16 protein-coding genes and 3 riboswitches are annotated in these 18,491 nt (G+C 43.8%); of the genes, 5 read left to right on the top strand and 11 right to left on the bottom strand.

Translation table 11 applies throughout. The features are described 5' to 3' along the window. Positions 1–94 precede the first annotated feature (94 nt). The 10 genes from ON01_RS03220 to ON01_RS03175 form a co-directional block, all read right to left on the bottom strand. Complete coding sequence (locus tag ON01_RS03220; protein ID WP_010529566.1) at positions 95–874, bottom strand: energy-coupling factor transporter transmembrane component T family protein; 780 nt, start codon at positions 872–874, stop codon at positions 95–97. Beyond that, entirely contained in the window at positions 858–2,453 is a 1,596-nt protein-coding gene (locus ON01_RS03215) for an ABC transporter ATP-binding protein (RefSeq protein WP_010529565.1), read from the bottom strand. The genes ON01_RS03220 and ON01_RS03215 overlap by 17 nt, the downstream gene beginning before the upstream one ends. After that, positions 2,440–3,045: an ECF transporter S component gene (locus ON01_RS03210; RefSeq protein ID WP_010529564.1), complete on the bottom strand. Its 606-nt coding sequence runs from the start codon at positions 3,043–3,045 to the stop codon at positions 2,440–2,442. Before ON01_RS03210 ends, ON01_RS03215 begins: the two co-directional genes overlap by 14 nt. An 11-nt stretch (positions 3,046–3,056) precedes the next feature. Then, complete coding sequence (locus ON01_RS03205) at positions 3,057–3,650, bottom strand: YkoF family thiamine/hydroxymethylpyrimidine-binding protein (RefSeq protein WP_010529563.1); 594 nt, start codon at positions 3,648–3,650, stop codon at positions 3,057–3,059. Between the two features lie 89 nt (positions 3,651–3,739). After that, positions 3,740–3,847: riboswitch (TPP riboswitch) on the bottom strand. Positions 3,848–3,936: 89 nt separating this feature from the next. Then, complete coding sequence (locus ON01_RS03200) at positions 3,937–4,953, bottom strand: sodium:solute symporter family protein (protein WP_245544969.1); 1,017 nt, start codon at positions 4,951–4,953, stop codon at positions 3,937–3,939. A gap of 355 nt (positions 4,954–5,308) precedes the next feature. Then, a complete protein-coding gene (locus ON01_RS03195) occupies positions 5,309–6,805 on the bottom strand; it encodes a sodium:solute symporter family protein (protein ID WP_010529560.1) in 1,497 nt (498 codons plus the stop codon). A 95-nt stretch (positions 6,806–6,900) separates the two neighbouring features. After that, positions 6,901–7,314, bottom strand: a complete 414-nt coding sequence (locus ON01_RS03190; RefSeq protein ID WP_010529559.1) for a Zn-ribbon domain-containing OB-fold protein — start codon at positions 7,312–7,314, stop codon at positions 6,901–6,903. Further along, positions 7,311–8,471, bottom strand: a complete 1,161-nt coding sequence (locus ON01_RS03185; protein ID WP_010529558.1) for a thiolase family protein — start codon at positions 8,469–8,471, stop codon at positions 7,311–7,313. The genes ON01_RS03190 and ON01_RS03185 overlap by 4 nt, the downstream gene beginning before the upstream one ends. Then, positions 8,471–10,414 (bottom strand): acetoacetate--CoA ligase, encoded by a 1,944-nt coding sequence (locus tag ON01_RS03180; protein ID WP_010529557.1) that lies wholly within the window; start codon positions 10,412–10,414, stop codon positions 8,471–8,473. The genes ON01_RS03185 and ON01_RS03180 overlap by 1 nt, the downstream gene beginning before the upstream one ends. Further along, the gene (locus ON01_RS03175; RefSeq protein ID WP_010529556.1) at positions 10,411–11,580 is read right to left on the bottom strand and encodes a thiolase family protein; all 1,170 of its coding nucleotides are present in this window, start codon (positions 11,578–11,580) and stop codon (positions 10,411–10,413) included. The genes ON01_RS03180 and ON01_RS03175 overlap by 4 nt, the downstream gene beginning before the upstream one ends. Before the next feature lie 239 nt (positions 11,581–11,819). Then, a riboswitch (SAM riboswitch) is annotated at positions 11,820–11,945 on the bottom strand. A gap of 98 nt (positions 11,946–12,043) precedes the next feature. After that, positions 12,044–12,151: riboswitch (SAM riboswitch) on the bottom strand. A gap of 239 nt (positions 12,152–12,390) precedes the next feature. On the opposite strand from ON01_RS03175, the gene ON01_RS03170 reads away from it, so the two are divergent. The 5 genes from ON01_RS03170 (at position 12,391) to ON01_RS20020 (ending at position 17,331) form a co-directional block, all read left to right on the top strand. Continuing rightward, positions 12,391–13,068, top strand: a complete 678-nt coding sequence (locus ON01_RS03170; protein ID WP_010529555.1) for a response regulator transcription factor — start codon at positions 12,391–12,393, stop codon at positions 13,066–13,068. Positions 13,069–13,108: 40 nt separating this feature from the next. After that, positions 13,109–14,485, top strand: a complete 1,377-nt coding sequence (locus ON01_RS03165) for a sensor histidine kinase (RefSeq protein ID WP_010529554.1) — start codon at positions 13,109–13,111, stop codon at positions 14,483–14,485. Between the two features lie 69 nt (positions 14,486–14,554). Continuing rightward, complete coding sequence (locus ON01_RS03160; protein ID WP_010529553.1) at positions 14,555–15,619, top strand: ABC transporter permease; 1,065 nt, start codon at positions 14,555–14,557, stop codon at positions 15,617–15,619. After that, positions 15,616–16,275, top strand: coding sequence for an ABC transporter ATP-binding protein (locus ON01_RS03155; RefSeq protein WP_010529552.1), 660 nt, complete (start codon positions 15,616–15,618; stop codon positions 16,273–16,275). Before ON01_RS03160 ends, ON01_RS03155 begins: the two co-directional genes overlap by 4 nt. Positions 16,276–16,539: 264 nt before the next feature. Then, entirely contained in the window at positions 16,540–17,331 is a 792-nt protein-coding gene (locus ON01_RS20020) for a C40 family peptidase (RefSeq protein ID WP_010529551.1), read from the top strand. A 72-nt stretch (positions 17,332–17,403) separates the two neighbouring features. Here the strand turns inward: ON01_RS20020 and ON01_RS03145 are convergent, their stop codons facing one another. Next, positions 17,404–18,252 (bottom strand): hypothetical protein, encoded by an 849-nt coding sequence (locus tag ON01_RS03145; RefSeq protein WP_010529550.1) that lies wholly within the window; start codon positions 18,250–18,252, stop codon positions 17,404–17,406. Positions 18,253–18,491 lie beyond the last annotated feature (239 nt).

Raw genomic sequence — 18,491 nt, 5'->3', positions numbered from 1 at the left:
TCAAAATAACAACATAATAACCATATCATCAGTTTTTCAAAAAAGAAACCACCAGGATCGTACCTGATGGTTAATTGAGTTATCCGGCAGTCATTCAAAACTGCTTCCCAAATATTTGCAAGTAGCCCAAGTAATACGACAAAGCAAACACAGCTATCAAGACACCGACCATTAATGCAAAGAACAGCCAGTCACGCTTTCCGACAGTCATACGATGATAATGTGTGCGGTCAGTGTCACCGGTGAAACCCTTCGATTCCATTGCAATGGAGACACGCTCCGCTTTTCGGATGCCGTTTGCCAGAAGTGGAATCGCATAACGCCGGAATTGATTGAGCCTTCCTTTAATGCCACGCGCCCGGCTGAAACCCCGGACGCGGTGTGCCTGTCTAAGTATCTGCAGTTCATGCTGGAATACGGGCAAGAAGCGGTAACCGGCCAGGATGCCGTATGTAATTTTCGGTGGTAGTTTGAATTGCTGCATGAAGCTGAGCATCAATTTCGTCGAATCCGTTGTCAGGATAAACATCAGAGACAGTGCACCGAAACAGAGCGATCTGAGTCCAACACTCACCCCTGTCTGGAAACTGCCAGCCGTCACTTCAAACGCCCATAGGCTAAAGATTTCTTCACCGCCGGAAAAGGTCTGATTGGCATAAAGCATGGTCGTCCAGGCAAAGCCCAGTGCGAGAATGATAAATGGGCTAAACAGTTTCAGCCAGCGCAAAATCGGAATATTGGTCATGGTGAAAGTTACCATCAACATAAATATAAAATACAATAACGGCGTGAAGACACCATATGTGAGTCCGAGCAATATTCCCGGAATCAAGACGGCAACCAGCTTAATCGACGGGTTAATGGATGAGATCATAAATCTCACCTTCCCGTTGCTTTTGCCGAAGCCTTGCCGGAAGCAGCAGCCTGGCTTCGCTAAGGAGTTTCCTTTCCTGCCATAAAGAATCCGGTGGCCCAGAGAACGCCACTTTTCCCTGTTCCAGGACATCGACACGATCGGCAGTGTCTAAAATATTCATATCATGGGTAACGAAAATAATTGCCTTCCCCTTCGCTTTGAGCCCCATGACATAATCCATTAATTCAACCGTTGTAGCGGCATCCTGACCGAATGTCGGCTCATCAAACAACAGCACATCAGGGGTCTCATCAAGCACCGTCGCCACACTCAAACGCCGCTTCTGTCCGCCGCTTAAAGCAAACGGATTGCTGTGACGGTGTTCCGTCAGATAAAACTGTTCCATCAGCCCTTCAGCGGTATTTTTCATTTCTTCTTCGGCATAACCGTTGAGTTTCATCCCGAATGTCAGCTCCTCATAAACAGTATCAGTTATAAACTGATGTTCCGGATTCTGGAACACAAAACCCATCCGCTTCCGCAGGTCATTCTCCTGCCATTTTCGAAGTGGGCGGTCAAACATGCAGATTTCCCCTTCTCCCGGCTCCAGAAGTCCGGCCAATAGTTGAAGAAGCGTCGATTTTCCTGCTCCATTCTCCCCGGCAACAGCAACAAACTCCCCGCCACGGATATCCATATTCACCTTCTTCAATACGTCTTGTTTTCCGCGGGAAAAAGACAAACCACGGGCAGAAAGAACTTTTTCATCGGATTGCACGTCCCAATGCCACCTTTCTCGAAAGGCAGGGCGATTGGAATATTTTCCAGGCAGAAAAATGCCTTCGCGTTCCAGGAGTTGCCTTTCTTCTATGAACAGCCGCTCCGGGACATTACTCGCCAAAAGAAGCCCGTCGCTTCCCATTACCAATATCCTATCAATCAGCCGGAGCCATTCCTCAGCCTGATGCTCAATAATCAGAACAGATATCTGCTGTTCCCTTTGTATCCCCTCCACGAGCCCAATAAATTCCAGGCTTGATACCGGGTCCAAATTCGCTGTTGGTTCATCAAGAATCAGCAATTTGGGTTCAAGCAGAAGTACGGCAGCGAGGGCAATTTTTTGTTTCTGACCACCCGAGAATTCATGAATTTTGTGCTGATTAAAACCTTTCATACCGACGGCTCTCAGCACCGATTCAATTCTTCCACGAATGTCGGAAGCGGGAATCTTTCTATTTTCCAGAGTGAACGCCAGCTCATCCTCCACTGTAATCATGCAAAACTGGCTTTCCGGATCCTGGAAGACAATACCGATTTCCTGGGTCAACTCACCTTTCTCATATTCCTGGATGTTTTCTCCAAGGAAAAAGATATCCCCGGAAGACGTCCCTTCGACGGCTTCCGGATAGAGTCCGTTGAGACAAAGCGCCAGGCTGCTTTTCCCTGATCCGCTTGGTCCCATTAAAAGCGTTACTTCATTTTGGTTCAGCTTAAAGTCAAGACCATCAAATAACCGTTGTTCATCGACTTCTTCATAGGAAAAGGAAAAATTATGCACCTCTATTATCGGCTTCTGGTATCCCTTAAGCACTTTCATATTTCCGCTTCCTTTGTAAGTCTTTCCCTAAAGCATAGCCTCGGAGCACACCAGTTTTTGCGAGCTGATCGCTGAGCCATTTGCCAAGAACCCCCGAGATCAGAGCGGCACTGATAATCCGTACAATCAACGTTGAGATAATCAGCCACGGTGCCAGGGCAATCATCCCGGCTGAATACAAATGCCAGGCAAAACTGACCACGGCAGTCGATATACCGGATAATACGAGAACCCGCAGCCGATAATCCTTCCACCCGGTCAAGGCAAAAACAAGTTCTGCACCTGCCCCCTGAATGGCGGCTGAAAGAAGCAACCCAGGCCCAGCCGCCGAACCAAGCAAGATCTCGACGACGCCTGCGATCACTTCGGCAGTGAAGGCAACTCCAGGCTTACGGAGAATGTAAGCCGCCATTATTGCGACAATAAACCAAACGCCATAGATGACTTCATAGCCAAACGGTGCCAAACCCAATGGCGCCAGGATATTCCGAATTCCTTCGCCAACCAGAAAGAATGCCAGGTAAATAACCCCGAAGACCACGCCCAAAATCGACATCAAGACAATTTCTTTCAATTTCCATTGCTTCGTCATAAAAATCCCCTTTATGCCTTATTGGATGGACTGTTGGCCGAAATAGTAAATGACATGGTGACATGGGAGACCTTCTCCTGCACACTGTCAAAAGACTGATATAACGCTTGAAAGATATCTTTCACCTCGCCATCTAGTCTCGTCGCGTAATGAGCAGCACTCACCTTAACGTTCCGGTGTTTGGAAAGATCAATTTGTTCGTAGATTGCGTCCATATAATCCTCTGTGCCCATCGGGTAAAGGGAAAATTTACAGCCGGCTTTCTGAAGTAACTCATTTGATTTTGTTTCATTTAGCGGTGTATCCACTTCATCCATATAGGAATCCGCATCTGAATCTCCCGGGCAACCGATAGAAAACGTGCCGCTCATCGCTATATGTTCCCCTGTCTTTGCCGCATGCAGAAAAAGTGCCTTAATCACATCGAAAACGTGTACCATCTTCCCACGCACACACGTGCTCACGTCATCGGTTTCCTTCCAAACCTTCGACGTGTCCACTTCTTCCAGCGCCCCCAAAATAATGTCAACGAACTTGTCACTCATCGGATACAAAGTGAACTGGCACCCTGCAAGTCTGCTTGTTCCGCAATTGTTGCTATTCATGTTTCTCCTCCTCCTTAATTTTTTAACAAAAAAACTGCACTCCCGAGGGAATGCAGTTTGCACATATATCATGATCACGTTCATTAATCATACTGTGAACTGCACTTCCCCACGCTGGTATTATCCAGTTCGGGTTCAAAGGGTCAGATACAAAATCCTCTCAGCCGCCACTTCCGGCAGCCCCCCTAGTGCCTATCGGTTATGCAGTTTTCATGTAGTTTCATGATAAATAATTTTGTGAATTTTGTAAAGGGCATTCAGTACGTCTATTAAGTGGTTCGCATTACTATACGCTAATGACTTGTTCTGATTCGTTTTCTTCCTTCTCAGAGACAGTCATCATAAGACTTCCAAGCACACAAATACTCAAGTTTAAGAGAAGCCCCCACAAGCCGCTTGCAATATTGAGCCATGAAAGACCTAAGACTGTCATCACTGATGCTACTGCTGTTCCTGCGAACATCCCTGCGAAGACAGCTTTCGGATGAAGGCGATTCCAGTATAGCCCCAGAATAAACCCTGGAGAAATCTGAATAAGCAATTCAAACTTCAGGACAAAAATCTGGTAAAGTGTTGCTGGCGGGAACCATGCAATTAATATCAGAATACCTACAGCTACCACACCTGCCAGTTTGCCCACGAGCAGCTTTTTGCGCTGAGAAGCCTTAGGATTAATGTAGTTTCCATATAAATCGTTTGAAATAATTGATGAAAATGTCAGCAATATAGAATCAGCGGTCGATACGATTGCTGCAATAACGCCACCAAACAATAAAATCATTGCCCAATAGAATAGAGCATTCTGACTCGCTATAGTACTTGCCATCATACCTACAAGCTGTTCAGAATCCCCCGTTGACAATCCAGGGAACGCATTAATACCTATTATCCCTATTAAAAAAACCACTCCAGCCGTTACAAAAGGCATCCATGCCATCCTACTGAATGAGCGCTTCAATGTTTTTTCGCTTTTTGCCGCAAATATTCGCTGGATAGCATGAGGATATACTGCGGCCCCGATTCCAATTAAAAGAAGCAAACTTAACCAGTTCCTGACCCCCGCTGCATCAGGTATACCAATTTTTTCAGGAGAATACGCCCGCATATAATCGGTTGACGTAGGCACCCCGCCAAAATAAATGATCGAACCGATTAACAACAAAAATACTCCAATCAACAATGCGAATCCCTGAATGGTGTCTGTATAGGCAACGGATCGCATTCCACCCAGCCAGCCGTAAATCAGCATGATAATAACAAAGAAGATAACACCTAACTGATGAGATACTCTCTCGAAGCACATAACACCATTCTTAATGCAATAGAGGAACAGGATATTGAACGTGCCCGCGTTGCGATGCACGAACATATTTACCATAGAAGGGATCAAGTTTTGTCGCATATAGAAGATATTGCAGAAGATTATTCAATTACTCAGAAAACCACATAAGATATCGCCGTAAAAGCGAAAATTTACTCAATTAGTATTTCACTTACCACTCAAGGCAGTAATATAGAATTAACATAGAATCTGTTTTATGAACCATTTGTTTCAGCATATTGAAATTAACTTTACAGGTAGAAGCAAAAGTCCGGAGGCGATTTTCATCACCCCGGACTTTTGTTGTTTTACACTAAGCTTTAATGATCAGAGCTTATTAACCTGATTTTTTTAACAGGAGGTTTTGATCGCTCTCATTAGAAGTAATTGCGCTAATAACTCCCATAACTGCAAAACCGGCCAAAGAACTGAAAAACATTGCCAGGTAAATATTCGCAACGATATTAAACGAGGTAAATACGACATAAAGTGTTGTCCCTGTAATTAATGACGCGATGGCACCGTAGTTATTGGCATGCTTCCAGAAATAGCCTAGAGTAATCGGTGCAATAATCCCTGAGATAATCGCTGAAAAGCTAAACTGAATCAGAATCGACAATGAATCCGGTCGTTCCAATGAAAAATAGAGTGATACCAATCCAACAGCAACCAGAGAACCTTTAGCTGCTTTAACAGATTTTCGATCCAGCTCAGCAGCTGAAATATCTTTCAAAAAAAGTGGTGCCAGTAACCGATAAAAGTCGTTGCCAATACTCGTTGTGATTCCTAGATACAAACTGTCTGTACTTGATAAGATTGCTGAAATAATTCCAACAATCATTATCGCGGCAATCACACCCGGGAAAGCTTCAATAACGTACATCGGTATCGCTGAATCGGCACTTTCCAATGCCGGGAACAATACACGTGCTGCCAGCCCGCCAAGCACCATTAATGTGGAAATGATACACAAAATAATTCCAGCAGACATCGTAAATGGAGCAAGCTCTTCTTCGGTTTCAATTGATAAAACTTTGTTTAATAGGTGAGGCATTAATACAAAACTGAATAACATAAATTGGACAGCCATAATCGCAAGCACACTATTATATGGACCATCAGTCCCGACTGCGCCAGTTAAATTCGGATCAATCGCTGCTAATTGCTCTGTCAATTCGCCGAAGATATTAAATCCGCCACCGATTGTCCAAAACAACGATACCATAATCAAAACCGATGTCACTGCCATTAAGATTCCTTGAATCCCATCAGTAATCATTTGAGCAAATGCGCCGCCAAGCCCTATATAAAGAATAGTAATTGTCACACCAATAACGATACCCCATTCATACGGGATGCCAATCACGGTTTCAAAAATCGTCGCAAGACCAACATTTTGGCCGACGATATAATAGACATTAAATAAAATCAATATAGTAACAAGGACTTGTAACGTTTTTGAATTGTAACGTCTCCCCAGCCATTCAGGCAGTGTCGATACACGTCCGAGTTTTTTTCCGTAACGCCAAAAAGCTTTGGCAAATAGTAATAAGGCAATCCAGGAGACGCCAAAACAACCTAGCGTATACCAAAGAACTGAAGTTCCGTATTGATAAGCAAGTCCCGGTACACCAATAAACAGGTTCGCACTAGCATAGGAGGTAGCAAAACTGGCTCCAACCAGCACAGGACTTACCTTTCCCCGCGCTGTCGCAAAGCCATTCATTGATTGACTATGCGCGCTTCCTCGCTTGCCAATCCAAGTAACAAGAGCAAAGTAAATGATCAATAGAATAACAACCGTCCATAACAAAACACTCGAGCTGGTTAGCATGCCTCAGTTTTCCTCCTTTCTGCCGACATAAACTTTTCTCCATAAAACAATACCGATCACCCAGCATACAGCGACTAACAGAAAATAAGTCAGGATCATGGCCTCTCCTCTCCTTTTGCCTTGAAAAAAGGCAGTACTTCGCCTTCAATTGTCGTAAAGCAGACCGAAACATCCATTTGATAGGTAATCTCACTTGGTTCTATTAGCAAATGTGTCAGCATTGAAGGGCCTTCTTCCAATTCCACCACACCGACGACATACGGAGTCTTCTCCTGCCAGGCAGGGTGACCTGTCCGATAAATGATGCTCCATGTTTTTAACCTGCCCTGTCCGGATGCCTCTTTCCATGTCAATTGATCACTAAAGCAGTGCGGACAATGCGCCCTGGGGTAGAAGATAGCCCGGCTGCAGTCATCGCAGAACTGGAGTGAAAACCTTTCCTTAGCGATACTGTCCCAAAACGGCTTACTTATTGATGTCTTGACAGGTTTTGGTAACGAAATGTTCATGATACTCCCCCCAACACAAGTGCTGTGGTTTCGCTTAGAGTTGCCCCATTACCCGTAACAAGTGCATGCCGGGCGTTTGGAATTTGTCGTTGCTCTGCATCACCGCGCAATTGATAGACGGATTCAATCACATGAGACATTCCCCCGGCTAAATCAGCCTGACCAAACCCGAGCTGACCGCCATGCGTATTCAGCGGATAGTCTCCATCATGCCCAAAACTATGATTTTCGATAAAATGGCCAAATTCACCGGGCCCACAGAGACCGGTACTTTCCAATTGTGTGGCGACAACACTGGTATAACAATCATATAGAGACAACAAGTCAATGTCATGAATATCAATTTCCGCTTGATCAAGGGCATATGGAATTGAATATTGAAATGGCAGATCATCAATGTCCGGTGCCTGGCTAACTGCACGATGAGTGATTTTTTCGCCTGCTCCTTTCAGATAAACGGGTCTATGCTTTCCTTGTTCCGCACGATCTTCGGAAGTAACGATTACTGCTGCCCCACCGGCAACCGGCATCACAATTTCTAAAAGATGAAGCGGATCAGCTATCATCGGCGATGAAAGAATGTCATTCAGTTCCAAGGGCTTGCCGTAAAAAATTGCATTTGGATTGAGCTGGGCATTTTTTCTGGACCAATAAGCGATTTTTGCGAATTGCTCTTGAGTCGAACCGTGTTTTTCCATGTGCTGCCGCTTCAACAATGCATAAGAAGTATTGGCACCTAAAGCTCCAAATGGTACATCGAATTCCCGAATGGGATTGCGGTTTGGTGAACGCAATGTTTCACCTTTTTCATTTTTGTTCGCTAATACGCATACGACGGTTTCACACATGCCCATTTTAATGGCAGCGGCTGCCCGCCAAATCATTCCCGGCCCCGTCGCTCCGCCAAGATCTACCATATTCGACATCGTCGGATTAATGCCTAAATATTCCGATACAGTTGCAGGAACGTGCTGGGGTGTCTCGCCAACCTGTGGACCAACAAGTAATCCGTCAACCACATCTTTGGAAATACCAGCATCCTTAATTGCCTCTCGAACTGAATCCGCGATTAAACTCAGAGTTGTCTTCCCTTCTGAATAGCGTTCCGGTTTCAGCTCGCCAATACCAATAATTGCCCCGTGAGGTTTGCGCGACATTAGTAATACTTCCTTTCTATCAATCTTGTAAAAGTCGCTAAACTATCTGGATTGCTTAGAGATGCTTTATTTTTCACTTCATATCCCAGCGCTTCCGTTTTTGCAGCACCTTCTACCTTTTTTCCATTAATCGTATAAGGGATTTCGTCTACAAAGTAAATCCGTTTCGGAACGTGTCTGGGAGATGCATGCGTCCGAATTTGCTGACGAATATCCTTGATTAACAGCTCGTCTTGTTGATCAGCCACAAGACATAGCACTATTTCTTCGTCATTATCAACAGGCAGACCAAAAACTATCGAATCCTTGACTTGTGCATGCTGCTCGACAACTTTATAAATTTCGGCTGTACCGATCCGAACGCCCCCGGGATTTAACGTCGTATCTGACCGTCCATAAATAATAAACGTTTCATCAACTGTCTGCTCAACAAAATCACCATGCGTCCATATCCCCGGCCATTTCGAAAAATAAGTGTTTCGATAACGTTCATCTCCTTCTTTTCCGTAAAAGGTAATTGGCATGCTAGGTGCTGGCTGGGTACAAACGAGATCGCCTTTTTCGGCATAAACCGACGCTCCCCTTTCATCAAGAACATCAACGGCCATCCCTAACGCCTTGCAAGTGATTTCACCTCTGCGGACAGGGTGAACCGGTGTGCCCATTACGAAACAGCCAATAATTTCAGTGCCCCCGGAAATGGATGCAAGCACAATATCTTGTTTAATCGTTTGATATACCCAATCGTATTGTTCAGCACTTAGAGGTGCACCACAGGACAAAACGCTCCTGAGCGTATCGAGCTGGTAATCCCTCTGCAGTCCAACATTGTTTTTCATCAGCGTTTCTAAATATTTTGGGCTTGTCCCAAAATGGGTGACTCCTATTTGATCTGCAACCCGCCAAAGGTGCGTGACATCATCAGTTCGCACGGGGGAGCCATCATATAAAAGGATTGCCGCTTCACTGGCCAGTCCTGTCACAAGCCACGGATACATCATCCAAGCGGTATTGGTATACCAAAAAAGAACATCATTTTTGTGCACGTCACAGTGCAGCTGGTGTTCCTTGACATGTTGAAGTAAAGTGCCGCCAGCAGAATGGACAATAGCTTTCGGCAGCCCGGTCGTCCCGGACGTATATAAAATGTACAGTGGATGTTCGAATGGAACTCTGATATAATCAGGCACTTCCGCCTGATTGTCACATAATGAATCCCATGTAAGCGTATCAAGCTTATCCGATTCAAGCTCACCGTTCAGTGTGACGATGGCAGTTAAGCTGCTGATTGCGTTACTCGCTTCTTTGACCTTGTCTGTCATTTCAAAAGGCTTTTGCTTATATTGATAGGAAAGGACAGAAAACAGCACTTTTGGCTGTGCCTGCCCAATACGGTCAATCATGCCTTTTGCACCGAAATCGGGAGAACAAGACGTCCACACCGCACCAAGTGAAACCGTTGCGAGCAACGCAGCAAGACCCTGGATGTTATTGATGGTTACCCCTGCCACCCGATCTCCTTTTTCGACACCCAGTTCTTTCAGTCCGCTCTGAGCGCTGGCAACAATTTGCTTCAATTCTTTTAATTGAATCGAGCGTTGAAATCCCGTTTCGTCTGCTTCATAGGCAACGATTCGCTGGTCGTCGCCTCTCAATAAATTCTCAGCGAAATTCAATTCTGCTTCAGGGAACCATTGGACATCAGGCATGGAATCTGAAGGTATGTAGATTTGCTCCCCTTTTTTGCCAATAATCTCGGCGTAGTCCCATACATTTGACCAAAACTCATCTAAATGAGCAATGGACCAGTGATGCAGCCGTTCATAAGGAAAAAGCGGCTGATTGGCAAATGCTGCAAAAGCGTTGATATGTGACTGTTCGATATCTTTACGGGCTGGCTCCCAAAGAATCGTGGAACGTTGTTGCGTCAGTTCTGTTGTCATGCGGATTCTCCTTTCGTTTTCGGTACTTCTATTAAGATAGCGAATGCTTGGCCGCCACCACCGCATAAAGAGGCAATTCCTTTTCCGCCCCCACGTCGTCTCAACTCATACGCAAGCGTTAGCACGAGCCGGACTCCGGTACCGCCGAGCGGGTGACCGACAGCGATCGCTCCACCATTGACATTGACATGATCATAGTTAACGCCTAATTCGCGGCAGCTGGCAATGACAACACTGGCAAAGGCTTCGTTAATTTCAAACAAATCAATATCGTCAATGGATAAATGCTGTCTTTCCAGCAAATTTTTGACGGCCTTTGCTGGCTTCGTTTGCAAACTGGCATCAGGGCCTGCCACTTCTTGCCAGTCAATAACTTCCGCAAGTGGTGTTTGATTTAAGTTTTGTGCATTTTCTTCAGACGTAACAAGGCCCACACTTGCGCCGTCAGTCATTTGCGAAGCATTCCCCGCTGTGATCGTCCCCTCGGGGGAGAAAGCGGGAGGAAGATTGCTCAGCTTGTCAATCGTTGTATTCACACGAATTCCTTCGTCTGCTTCTAGTAAATCGGTTATAGAGGCAATTTCATCTGCCAGTTTACCACCAGCCTGGGCATCGGCTGCCCGCCGCTGGGATAGTGCTGCATATTCATCTTGTTCCTGGCGGGGTATTTTATAAATATGGTTGTAATGGTCAGTGAGCGTTCCCATTGATTGATCCGTTAAAGCACACCATAGTCCATCATTTTGTAACGTGTCATTTAACTGTGTATGTCCAATCCCGCTTTTCATTCGGATATTCGCGGTATGTGGGGCATTTGTCATCGAATCAAACCCGCCAACGAGATATAAATTGCCTTCATTCAACTGAATCCGTCGCGAAGCATCTGCGATCGTTGCAATTCCTCCCAAACATACGTTGTTGAGTGTAATTGCAGGCGTTTCCGGATCTATTCCAGCATGATAAGCAACTTGTCTTGCGGGATTTTGGCCTGTTCCTGCCTGAATGACTTGAGCAAGTATGGCTCCGTCTGCTTTCCTGGCTTCGGGATAACGATGTAATAATGCTGCCACTGCGCTTGTACCTAGCTCGACAGCAGATAGTTTGGAAAGTGCACCTTTCCACTTTCCAAAAGGTGTTCTAACCCCATCTAATAAAACAGTTTTCATCGTACCTGCCTCCTATCATTAAAAAAGGCTGTTATTTTGTCGTCCCAACTTGCAAATTCTCCCCTAAGTATGTTGTAGCTTTAAATGTTTCTACTGCCATTTTTTATTCTCCTTTCATTTTTAATTGATGTGAATATCGCATGTAATTGACCGACTTCCTTCTCTGCGTCACCCCCTTAAAAGTTAAAAACCCTTCTCCAAAAAAGAGAAGGGTTCACAAAAACAACTTTGCTACAGCCTTCTCATCTTCGGATTTTGGCAAAAAATCCTCTGAAATTGGCACCGGGCCGTAATGTGCACTTTCATGCCACTGGCTGGTTGCCGAGAGTTCAGCGGGTCAGTCCCTCCCTCTCTCTGGATAAGAAGCTTTCGAAGTATTCAATTGTTCATTATTAAATCTATTATTATAAAACAAAACCCTTTTTCTAATAAGAAAAGGGTTTATGATGGCCATCATCACCTTTTCTTATCTTTCAGGCTATTGCATGATGGAATTGGCACAGTACTCCTGTATAAGAATCTGTTGCCGAGGCTTCAGCGGGCCATATCCCTCCACCTCTCTGGATAAGAAAGTAAGTCTATAAAATTAATTATATTTTATACTAAAATAATTCGTCTCTTCTGTCAATTGTTTTTTATAAACTTTTTAAAAAATCCAAATTACTATATTTATGCAACTTCTTCACGTGAAGCCATGATCGGTTTTGTCTATCAGCCCCTCCTATAACGGTGATGTTTGGAACATAAGCGATTTTTCGACAGAGAAGCGCCCTATATGTGGTACGATAAATGTAACAAAGGAGGTCTATCATGATCACCATTCTTATCGTCGATGATGATTCACATATCCGTGAGCTGCTGCGACTGTATTTACAAAAGGATAACTATAAAACAATCGAAGCGCAAGATGGAGAGGAAGCACTGACAAAGCTGGAAGAACAGCATATACATCTTGCACTTGTCGATATTATGATGCCGAATGTGGATGGGTATCATCTATGCAAAGAGATCCGGAATGACTATGATATTCCCGTCCTGATGATCACAGCCAAGGGAGAAATGAAAGACAAAGAACAGGCCTTTCTTGCAGGAACAGATGATTATATTACAAAGCCTTTTGAACCGAAAGAAGTCTTGTATCGCATCAAAGCATTACTTCGCAGGTTTCAGATGATAAGTGAAGAGATCATCCGCATCGGGGATACAACAATCAACCGAAAAAGCTATGAAGTACAAGCCAACGGAAAAACAATCATCTTACCCTTAAAAGAATTTGAATTATTGGCCCAACTGGCGAATTATCCGAACCGGACATTTACGCGCGAACAGTTAATCAATCTTGTCTGGGGCAATGATTTTGAAGGGAGCGACCGGACCGTGGACGTTCATATTAAACGACTGCGTGAGCGTTTCACAACAGATAGCCATGGCTTTTCAATTCAGACTGTAAGAGGGCTGGGGTATAAGCTCGTCGCCAATAAAGAATGACTGCTTCGGAAAACTCCCAAGGCAGATTGGAGGTCATCACATGCGTACACTTTATGTGCGTATTATTGTCATTACAATGGCAATTATGATTGCAAGTGCAATCGTAGCTTTTGCTGTGACAAATATTTACTATCAAATTTATTTAAAACCCGAAAATGACCAAAAAATAACACATATCGCAAAAAACATTGAATCCATTTATGAAGGAAACAGTAACCAGTCCTTACCGGCTTTCTTAACGTCGATAGCTGACCTTGGCTACAAGTTTTATTTAGTCAACCAGAATGGCGATGCTAAAACGTTCGGGGAATCATTCTCTTCAACAAAAATGGAACAATCAGAGATCCAGGAGGTTCTGAATGGTGACGTTTATCACGGGATTAGAAATTACCCCTGGAAGCCATTTGTCACCGGCTTTTTCGACAACCATCTTGAAAATACCATCGGCGTTCCAATCGAAGTAAATGGAGCAACATATGCCCTGTTTGTTCGTCCTGATACCATGCAGCAATTTGGAGAAATGCGTATATTCCTTGCAGTGCTTCTCATACTGACCTTGCTTTTCAGTTTCTTAATGGTATTAATCAGCACCCAATTTGTTGTCAAGCCAATTAAAAAGCTGACAGAAGCAACAAAGAAAATAGCTGCCGGAAATTATCATCTAAAAATGGATGTACACAGACACGATGAAATCGGCCGTCTCGCAAGTGATTTTAAAAAAATGAGTGACAGTTTGGAGAGAACTGAGGAAAAGCGGCAGGAATTTGTCTCAAGTGTCTCCCATGAGATCCAGTCACCCCTCACATCAATCCAAGGGTTCTCCCGGGCGATCAAGGACGAAAATCTGACTGAAAAGGAACGCTCGCATTATTTGACGATTATCGAAAAAGAAAGCAAGCGATTATCATTACTTAGCAAACAACTGCTTACTCTCACTTCCTTGGACCATGAAAAAGAGATGGAGATGATTCGCTATGACGCAGCAGAACAGCTGAAGGAAGTCGTGCTGGCTACCGAATGGCAATGGCAGGAAAAAGACATCACAATTGAAATGGACCTCGTTCCAACAACCGTCACTGGTGATCCAAGTTTACTATTCCAGGTTTGGATGAACCTAGCAGAAAATGCTATTCGCTATACAGAGACCGGCGGTACGATTACAATTCGTTCCTTCGATGATAAAACAGGAGCCTGGATCGTGGTGGAAGATACGGGGATAGGCATCGCCATAAAAGACCTTCCCTTCCTGTTTGACCAATTTTATAAAGTTGATAAAGCGAGAACACGCACGGAAAACAGTACAGGGCTGGGCCTGTCTATCACGAAAAAAGTAATTGAGCTTCACCGCGGAACGATTATGGTGGATAGTGAGCCCGGAAAAGGTTCCACGTTTACGGTCAATATTCCATATGAGTAATCTTTTGTTCATCCTCTGTTCATATTCCAAACGTATACTTAACGTGTGGAGAGAACAGGAGTGGTCAAAATGTTTCTTGCAATTCGTGAACTAATTTATGCAAAGTTCCGATACGTATTAATCAGTCTTATTATGGTACTAATAGCTTTGCTGATTTTTATTATATCAGGTTTGGCCCAAGGGCTGTCAGCAGATAATGCTTCAGCCATACAGCATTTGCAGGCAGACTACATCGTGATGGATTCAGATGCGGAACTGGATATGGCAAAGTCCTCTATCCCGCCGGAAATAAAGCGCAAAACAGCTGAAATGGATGGCGTGGATAACGTCACCCCACTGTCGATCAGAATGATGAATGCATCTGTAAATGATACAGACCAAAGTACGGATATCGCCTTATTTGTTACCGAAGCGGATGGAATGCTGATGCCTTCTGTCAATGAAGGTGACACAGTTAAACGCGATCATGGTGTCATAGCCGATGCTTCCCTGAAAAAAGAGGGAGTAAAAATTGGTGATAAACTGGCATTCAGTGAAGTCAGTGCCTATACGGTTACAGGTTTTACCGATAATCAGCGCTACAGCCATACACCGGTCGTATATGCGGATGGCGGCGAATCACAGGACGTAAATGTCCTCGCCCTGAAAGCAGATGAAACGAATATCGATGACATTAAACATGAATTAGAAGGTTCCTATGATGTGGTAACGACAAAGAAAGCACTGCAAGGGATTCCAAGCTATTCCCAGGAACAGGCATCATTGAACATGATGATTACCTTTATGTTTGTCATAGCAGCGTTTGTACTTGCGTCCTTTTTCTATGTAATAACATTGCAAAAACGAGACCAATTTGGCGTGTTAAAGGCGCTTGGTGCGAAAACATTATACCTAATAAAAAATGTAGTCGGTCAGGTTGTGCTCATTACCTTCCTTTGTACGGCCATTGCAGGTGGACTGACTATGGTAACCGCTGTGCTGCTGCCGGAAGACATGCCATTTCTGCTGACAGTCGGGGAGATGCTGCAGACTTCTATTTTGATTTTAGTTGTTTCTATTGTTGGTTCACTCGTTTCGCTTTTTCAAATTGTAAAAATAGACCCAATTGAAGCCATAGAGGGGGCAGGAAAGTGACACTGGTAATGGAGAACGTATCAAAGGTATATAAGGATGGTCCCAAAGAGTTTAAAGCGTTGGATCATGCATCACTGGAAGTGAAATCAGGCGAATTCATTGCGATAATCGGTCCGTCCGGTTCCGGTAAAAGCACCATGCTCTCGATTGCCGGAGCGCTGTTAGCACCAACAAGCGGAAAGGTTTTACTTGACGGCGAAGATGTCGCAGAACTATCAGCCCAAAAGATAACTAGGCAAAGACTCAGGAAAATTGGCTTTGTTTTTCAGGCAGCGAATCTAATACCCTATCTCAAGGTAGAAGATCAGCTTCAAGTTATCAATGTAATCGCCAAAAACAAGGGAGAATCCAAAAGCAGTGAATTATTGAAGCATTTTGGACTTGATCACCGAACTGCTAATTATCCGAGTGAACTTTCCGGCGGAGAGCGCCAGCGCGTCGCCATTGCCCGTGCACTAATAAATGATCCGAAACTAATCCTTGCAGACGAACCAACCGCGAGTCTGGACTCCAAACGGGGGCGGGAAGTTGTCGAAATGCTTGCTGATGAAATAAAAAATCGTGAAAAAGCGGGGATCATGGTTACTCATGATGAACGTGTCCTGGATATGTGTGACCGGGTCGTGAAAATTCGCGATGGCCGTCTCAAAAAATGATGAACGCTATACCGGCTCTACCGACATAACCAAGCGGAAGGCTTATTAACATGAATATCTACTTTTGGTCTTATTTCCCCCCCCAAGTTTACAGAAAGAAGACTACATGTAAAACAACCATAATTAGAGTTTAAAATGGGTGAAACCTGTTTGTATCAATAAACTGATACAATGGGTTTTAGTTTGAAGACGTGTTGATTATTGAAGACAAACTCACATGACAATGCTTCAAGCTGACAATTTTTTAAGTTGGGGGAATTCGCAATGACTAAACTTAAACATCCAATCAAGACGTCCGTGGTTTCCACCGCACTCGTCACATCTTTGGCATTCACACCTGCATTAAGTGAGAATGTGTCAGCCAAAGCTAACGCAAATTCTTCGGATACTGGTTCTTCCATTGAAGCATCAGAAATGACACTGTTAAACCAAGGTGACCGTGGTGAAGCAGTCGAGTCAGCTCAATCCGAACTTGCTTCCCAAGGTTATTATACATATAATCTTGACGGAATCTTCGGACCTATAACGAAAGATGCTGTAGAAGATTTTCAGTCTGACCATGGGTTGACAGTTGATGGAATAGTAGGTCCTGAAACGAAACAAGCCCTATCTTCGTCTGGAAGCAAAACCGAAGCTGAACCCGAAACTAAAACACAATCCGAAACCATAACGATAACTTCAAATTCGTCCGATTCTGATGTTGTGTCTACTGCAGAGAACTTAGTAGGAGAATCTTATGTATCTGGAGGGGAAACTCCAAGTGAAGGATTTGACAGTAGCGGGTTCATTAACTATGTGTTTGAACAGAATGGCACCGATTTAAGCAGAACACATGCTGATATGTGGGCCTCAGATGGTGAACATGTCGATTCGCCTAGTGTTGGTGACGTTGTATTCTTTGAAGGAACATATAAAAGTGGACCTTCGCACAGCGGCATCTATATAGGAAACAATAAAATGATCCATGCGGGTACCGAAGATACTGGTGTTGCAACTGCTGACCTTGACATAGACTATTGGCAAAATCACTACTTAGGTGCTAAATCATTTGATTAATAGTCAAAACAATGATGGGCTGTCCATAATAGATAGCCCATCATTTATTTGGAATTCACACATCCCCATGATTTATGTGTCATCACTGATTTCATACCACATTCTAACCAATCCATCAACGATACGATCGATCACAGAGTTATCGCTATCGTATTTAATGTGTGAAAAGGGGTTCCAGTTCGTCAGCAATCCTCCAACGTTTACTTCTGCATCTTTTGTTACAGCCTTATGGTAATCAAGATTTAATCCCTTTAAAGGATAAGCAAGAATATCATCTTTATCATAGAAATTTAACCATTCACCATCAATATTTGGATAATAGTGATGTATTGAAGGAGACGGAACGTTGATAGGGACACCAAAATCATTAAATCGGAGAGACCAAAGTGCTAGAGGGCTCCCCAAACTGTAAAATAAGGAAAGTGTTTCACCTTTTTCTAAAGGCGTATCCCCGGAATATTGTTTTGTGAGCTCCCCTATATTCTTTTGCCCCATCTGCAAATCATAAAAATAATTGCTGGCAACGACAGAGCCAAGGCTATGGCTGATCACACATAATGGAGCACTTGATCCAGCGTTTCCCTGAAGGTTGTTCAGACACTGAGCTAAAAGAGCATGTACCTTGTCATAATTGTGGTTGGCTTCTGAGGAAGGCTGATATGCTATAGCATCGGCAAAAAACTCAACGACAAAGCGGCGCAATAATTGGTAGTCTAATTCTGCATCCTGATGCACCCTTTCCCATAATTTATTCTCTTCATTTTCAAATACCGAAGACCAAAATACAGATTCGAATACCAAATGCTCTTTGTTTAGCTTTTTACCGAAGCCTTCAGTAATTTTTTTGATCATATCCGCCGCAAAATCTTCCTTGGGTGTACCAGCTCCGTGGAGTATAACAACAGCAATTTTTTGTGTCATATGTCCCCCCCCCTTTTTTGTCAGTCGGATTTTAAAAAGTCTACTTTTTAATTAATATACAAGCAGACGCTTCTAATTACAATACAGGTAAAATTAATGATATAATAACATAAATAATTCCGATAAATTTTCTTTGATTAAATATCACCTGCTTTCTATTTAGGGATAGCGCAAGCTGCACAACAGGCTGCGCTGGATTTCGCAACGACCTATTCTCTAATAGTATTAAAGGAACCATT

Source organism: Lentibacillus jeotgali (assembly GCF_000224785.1).
Classification (GTDB): Bacteria; Bacillota; Bacilli; order Bacillales; family Amphibacillaceae; genus Lentibacillus; species Lentibacillus jeotgali.
The sequence above is the reverse complement of the archived record's forward strand: the minus strand, read 5'-3'. Positions and strand labels throughout refer to the sequence as shown.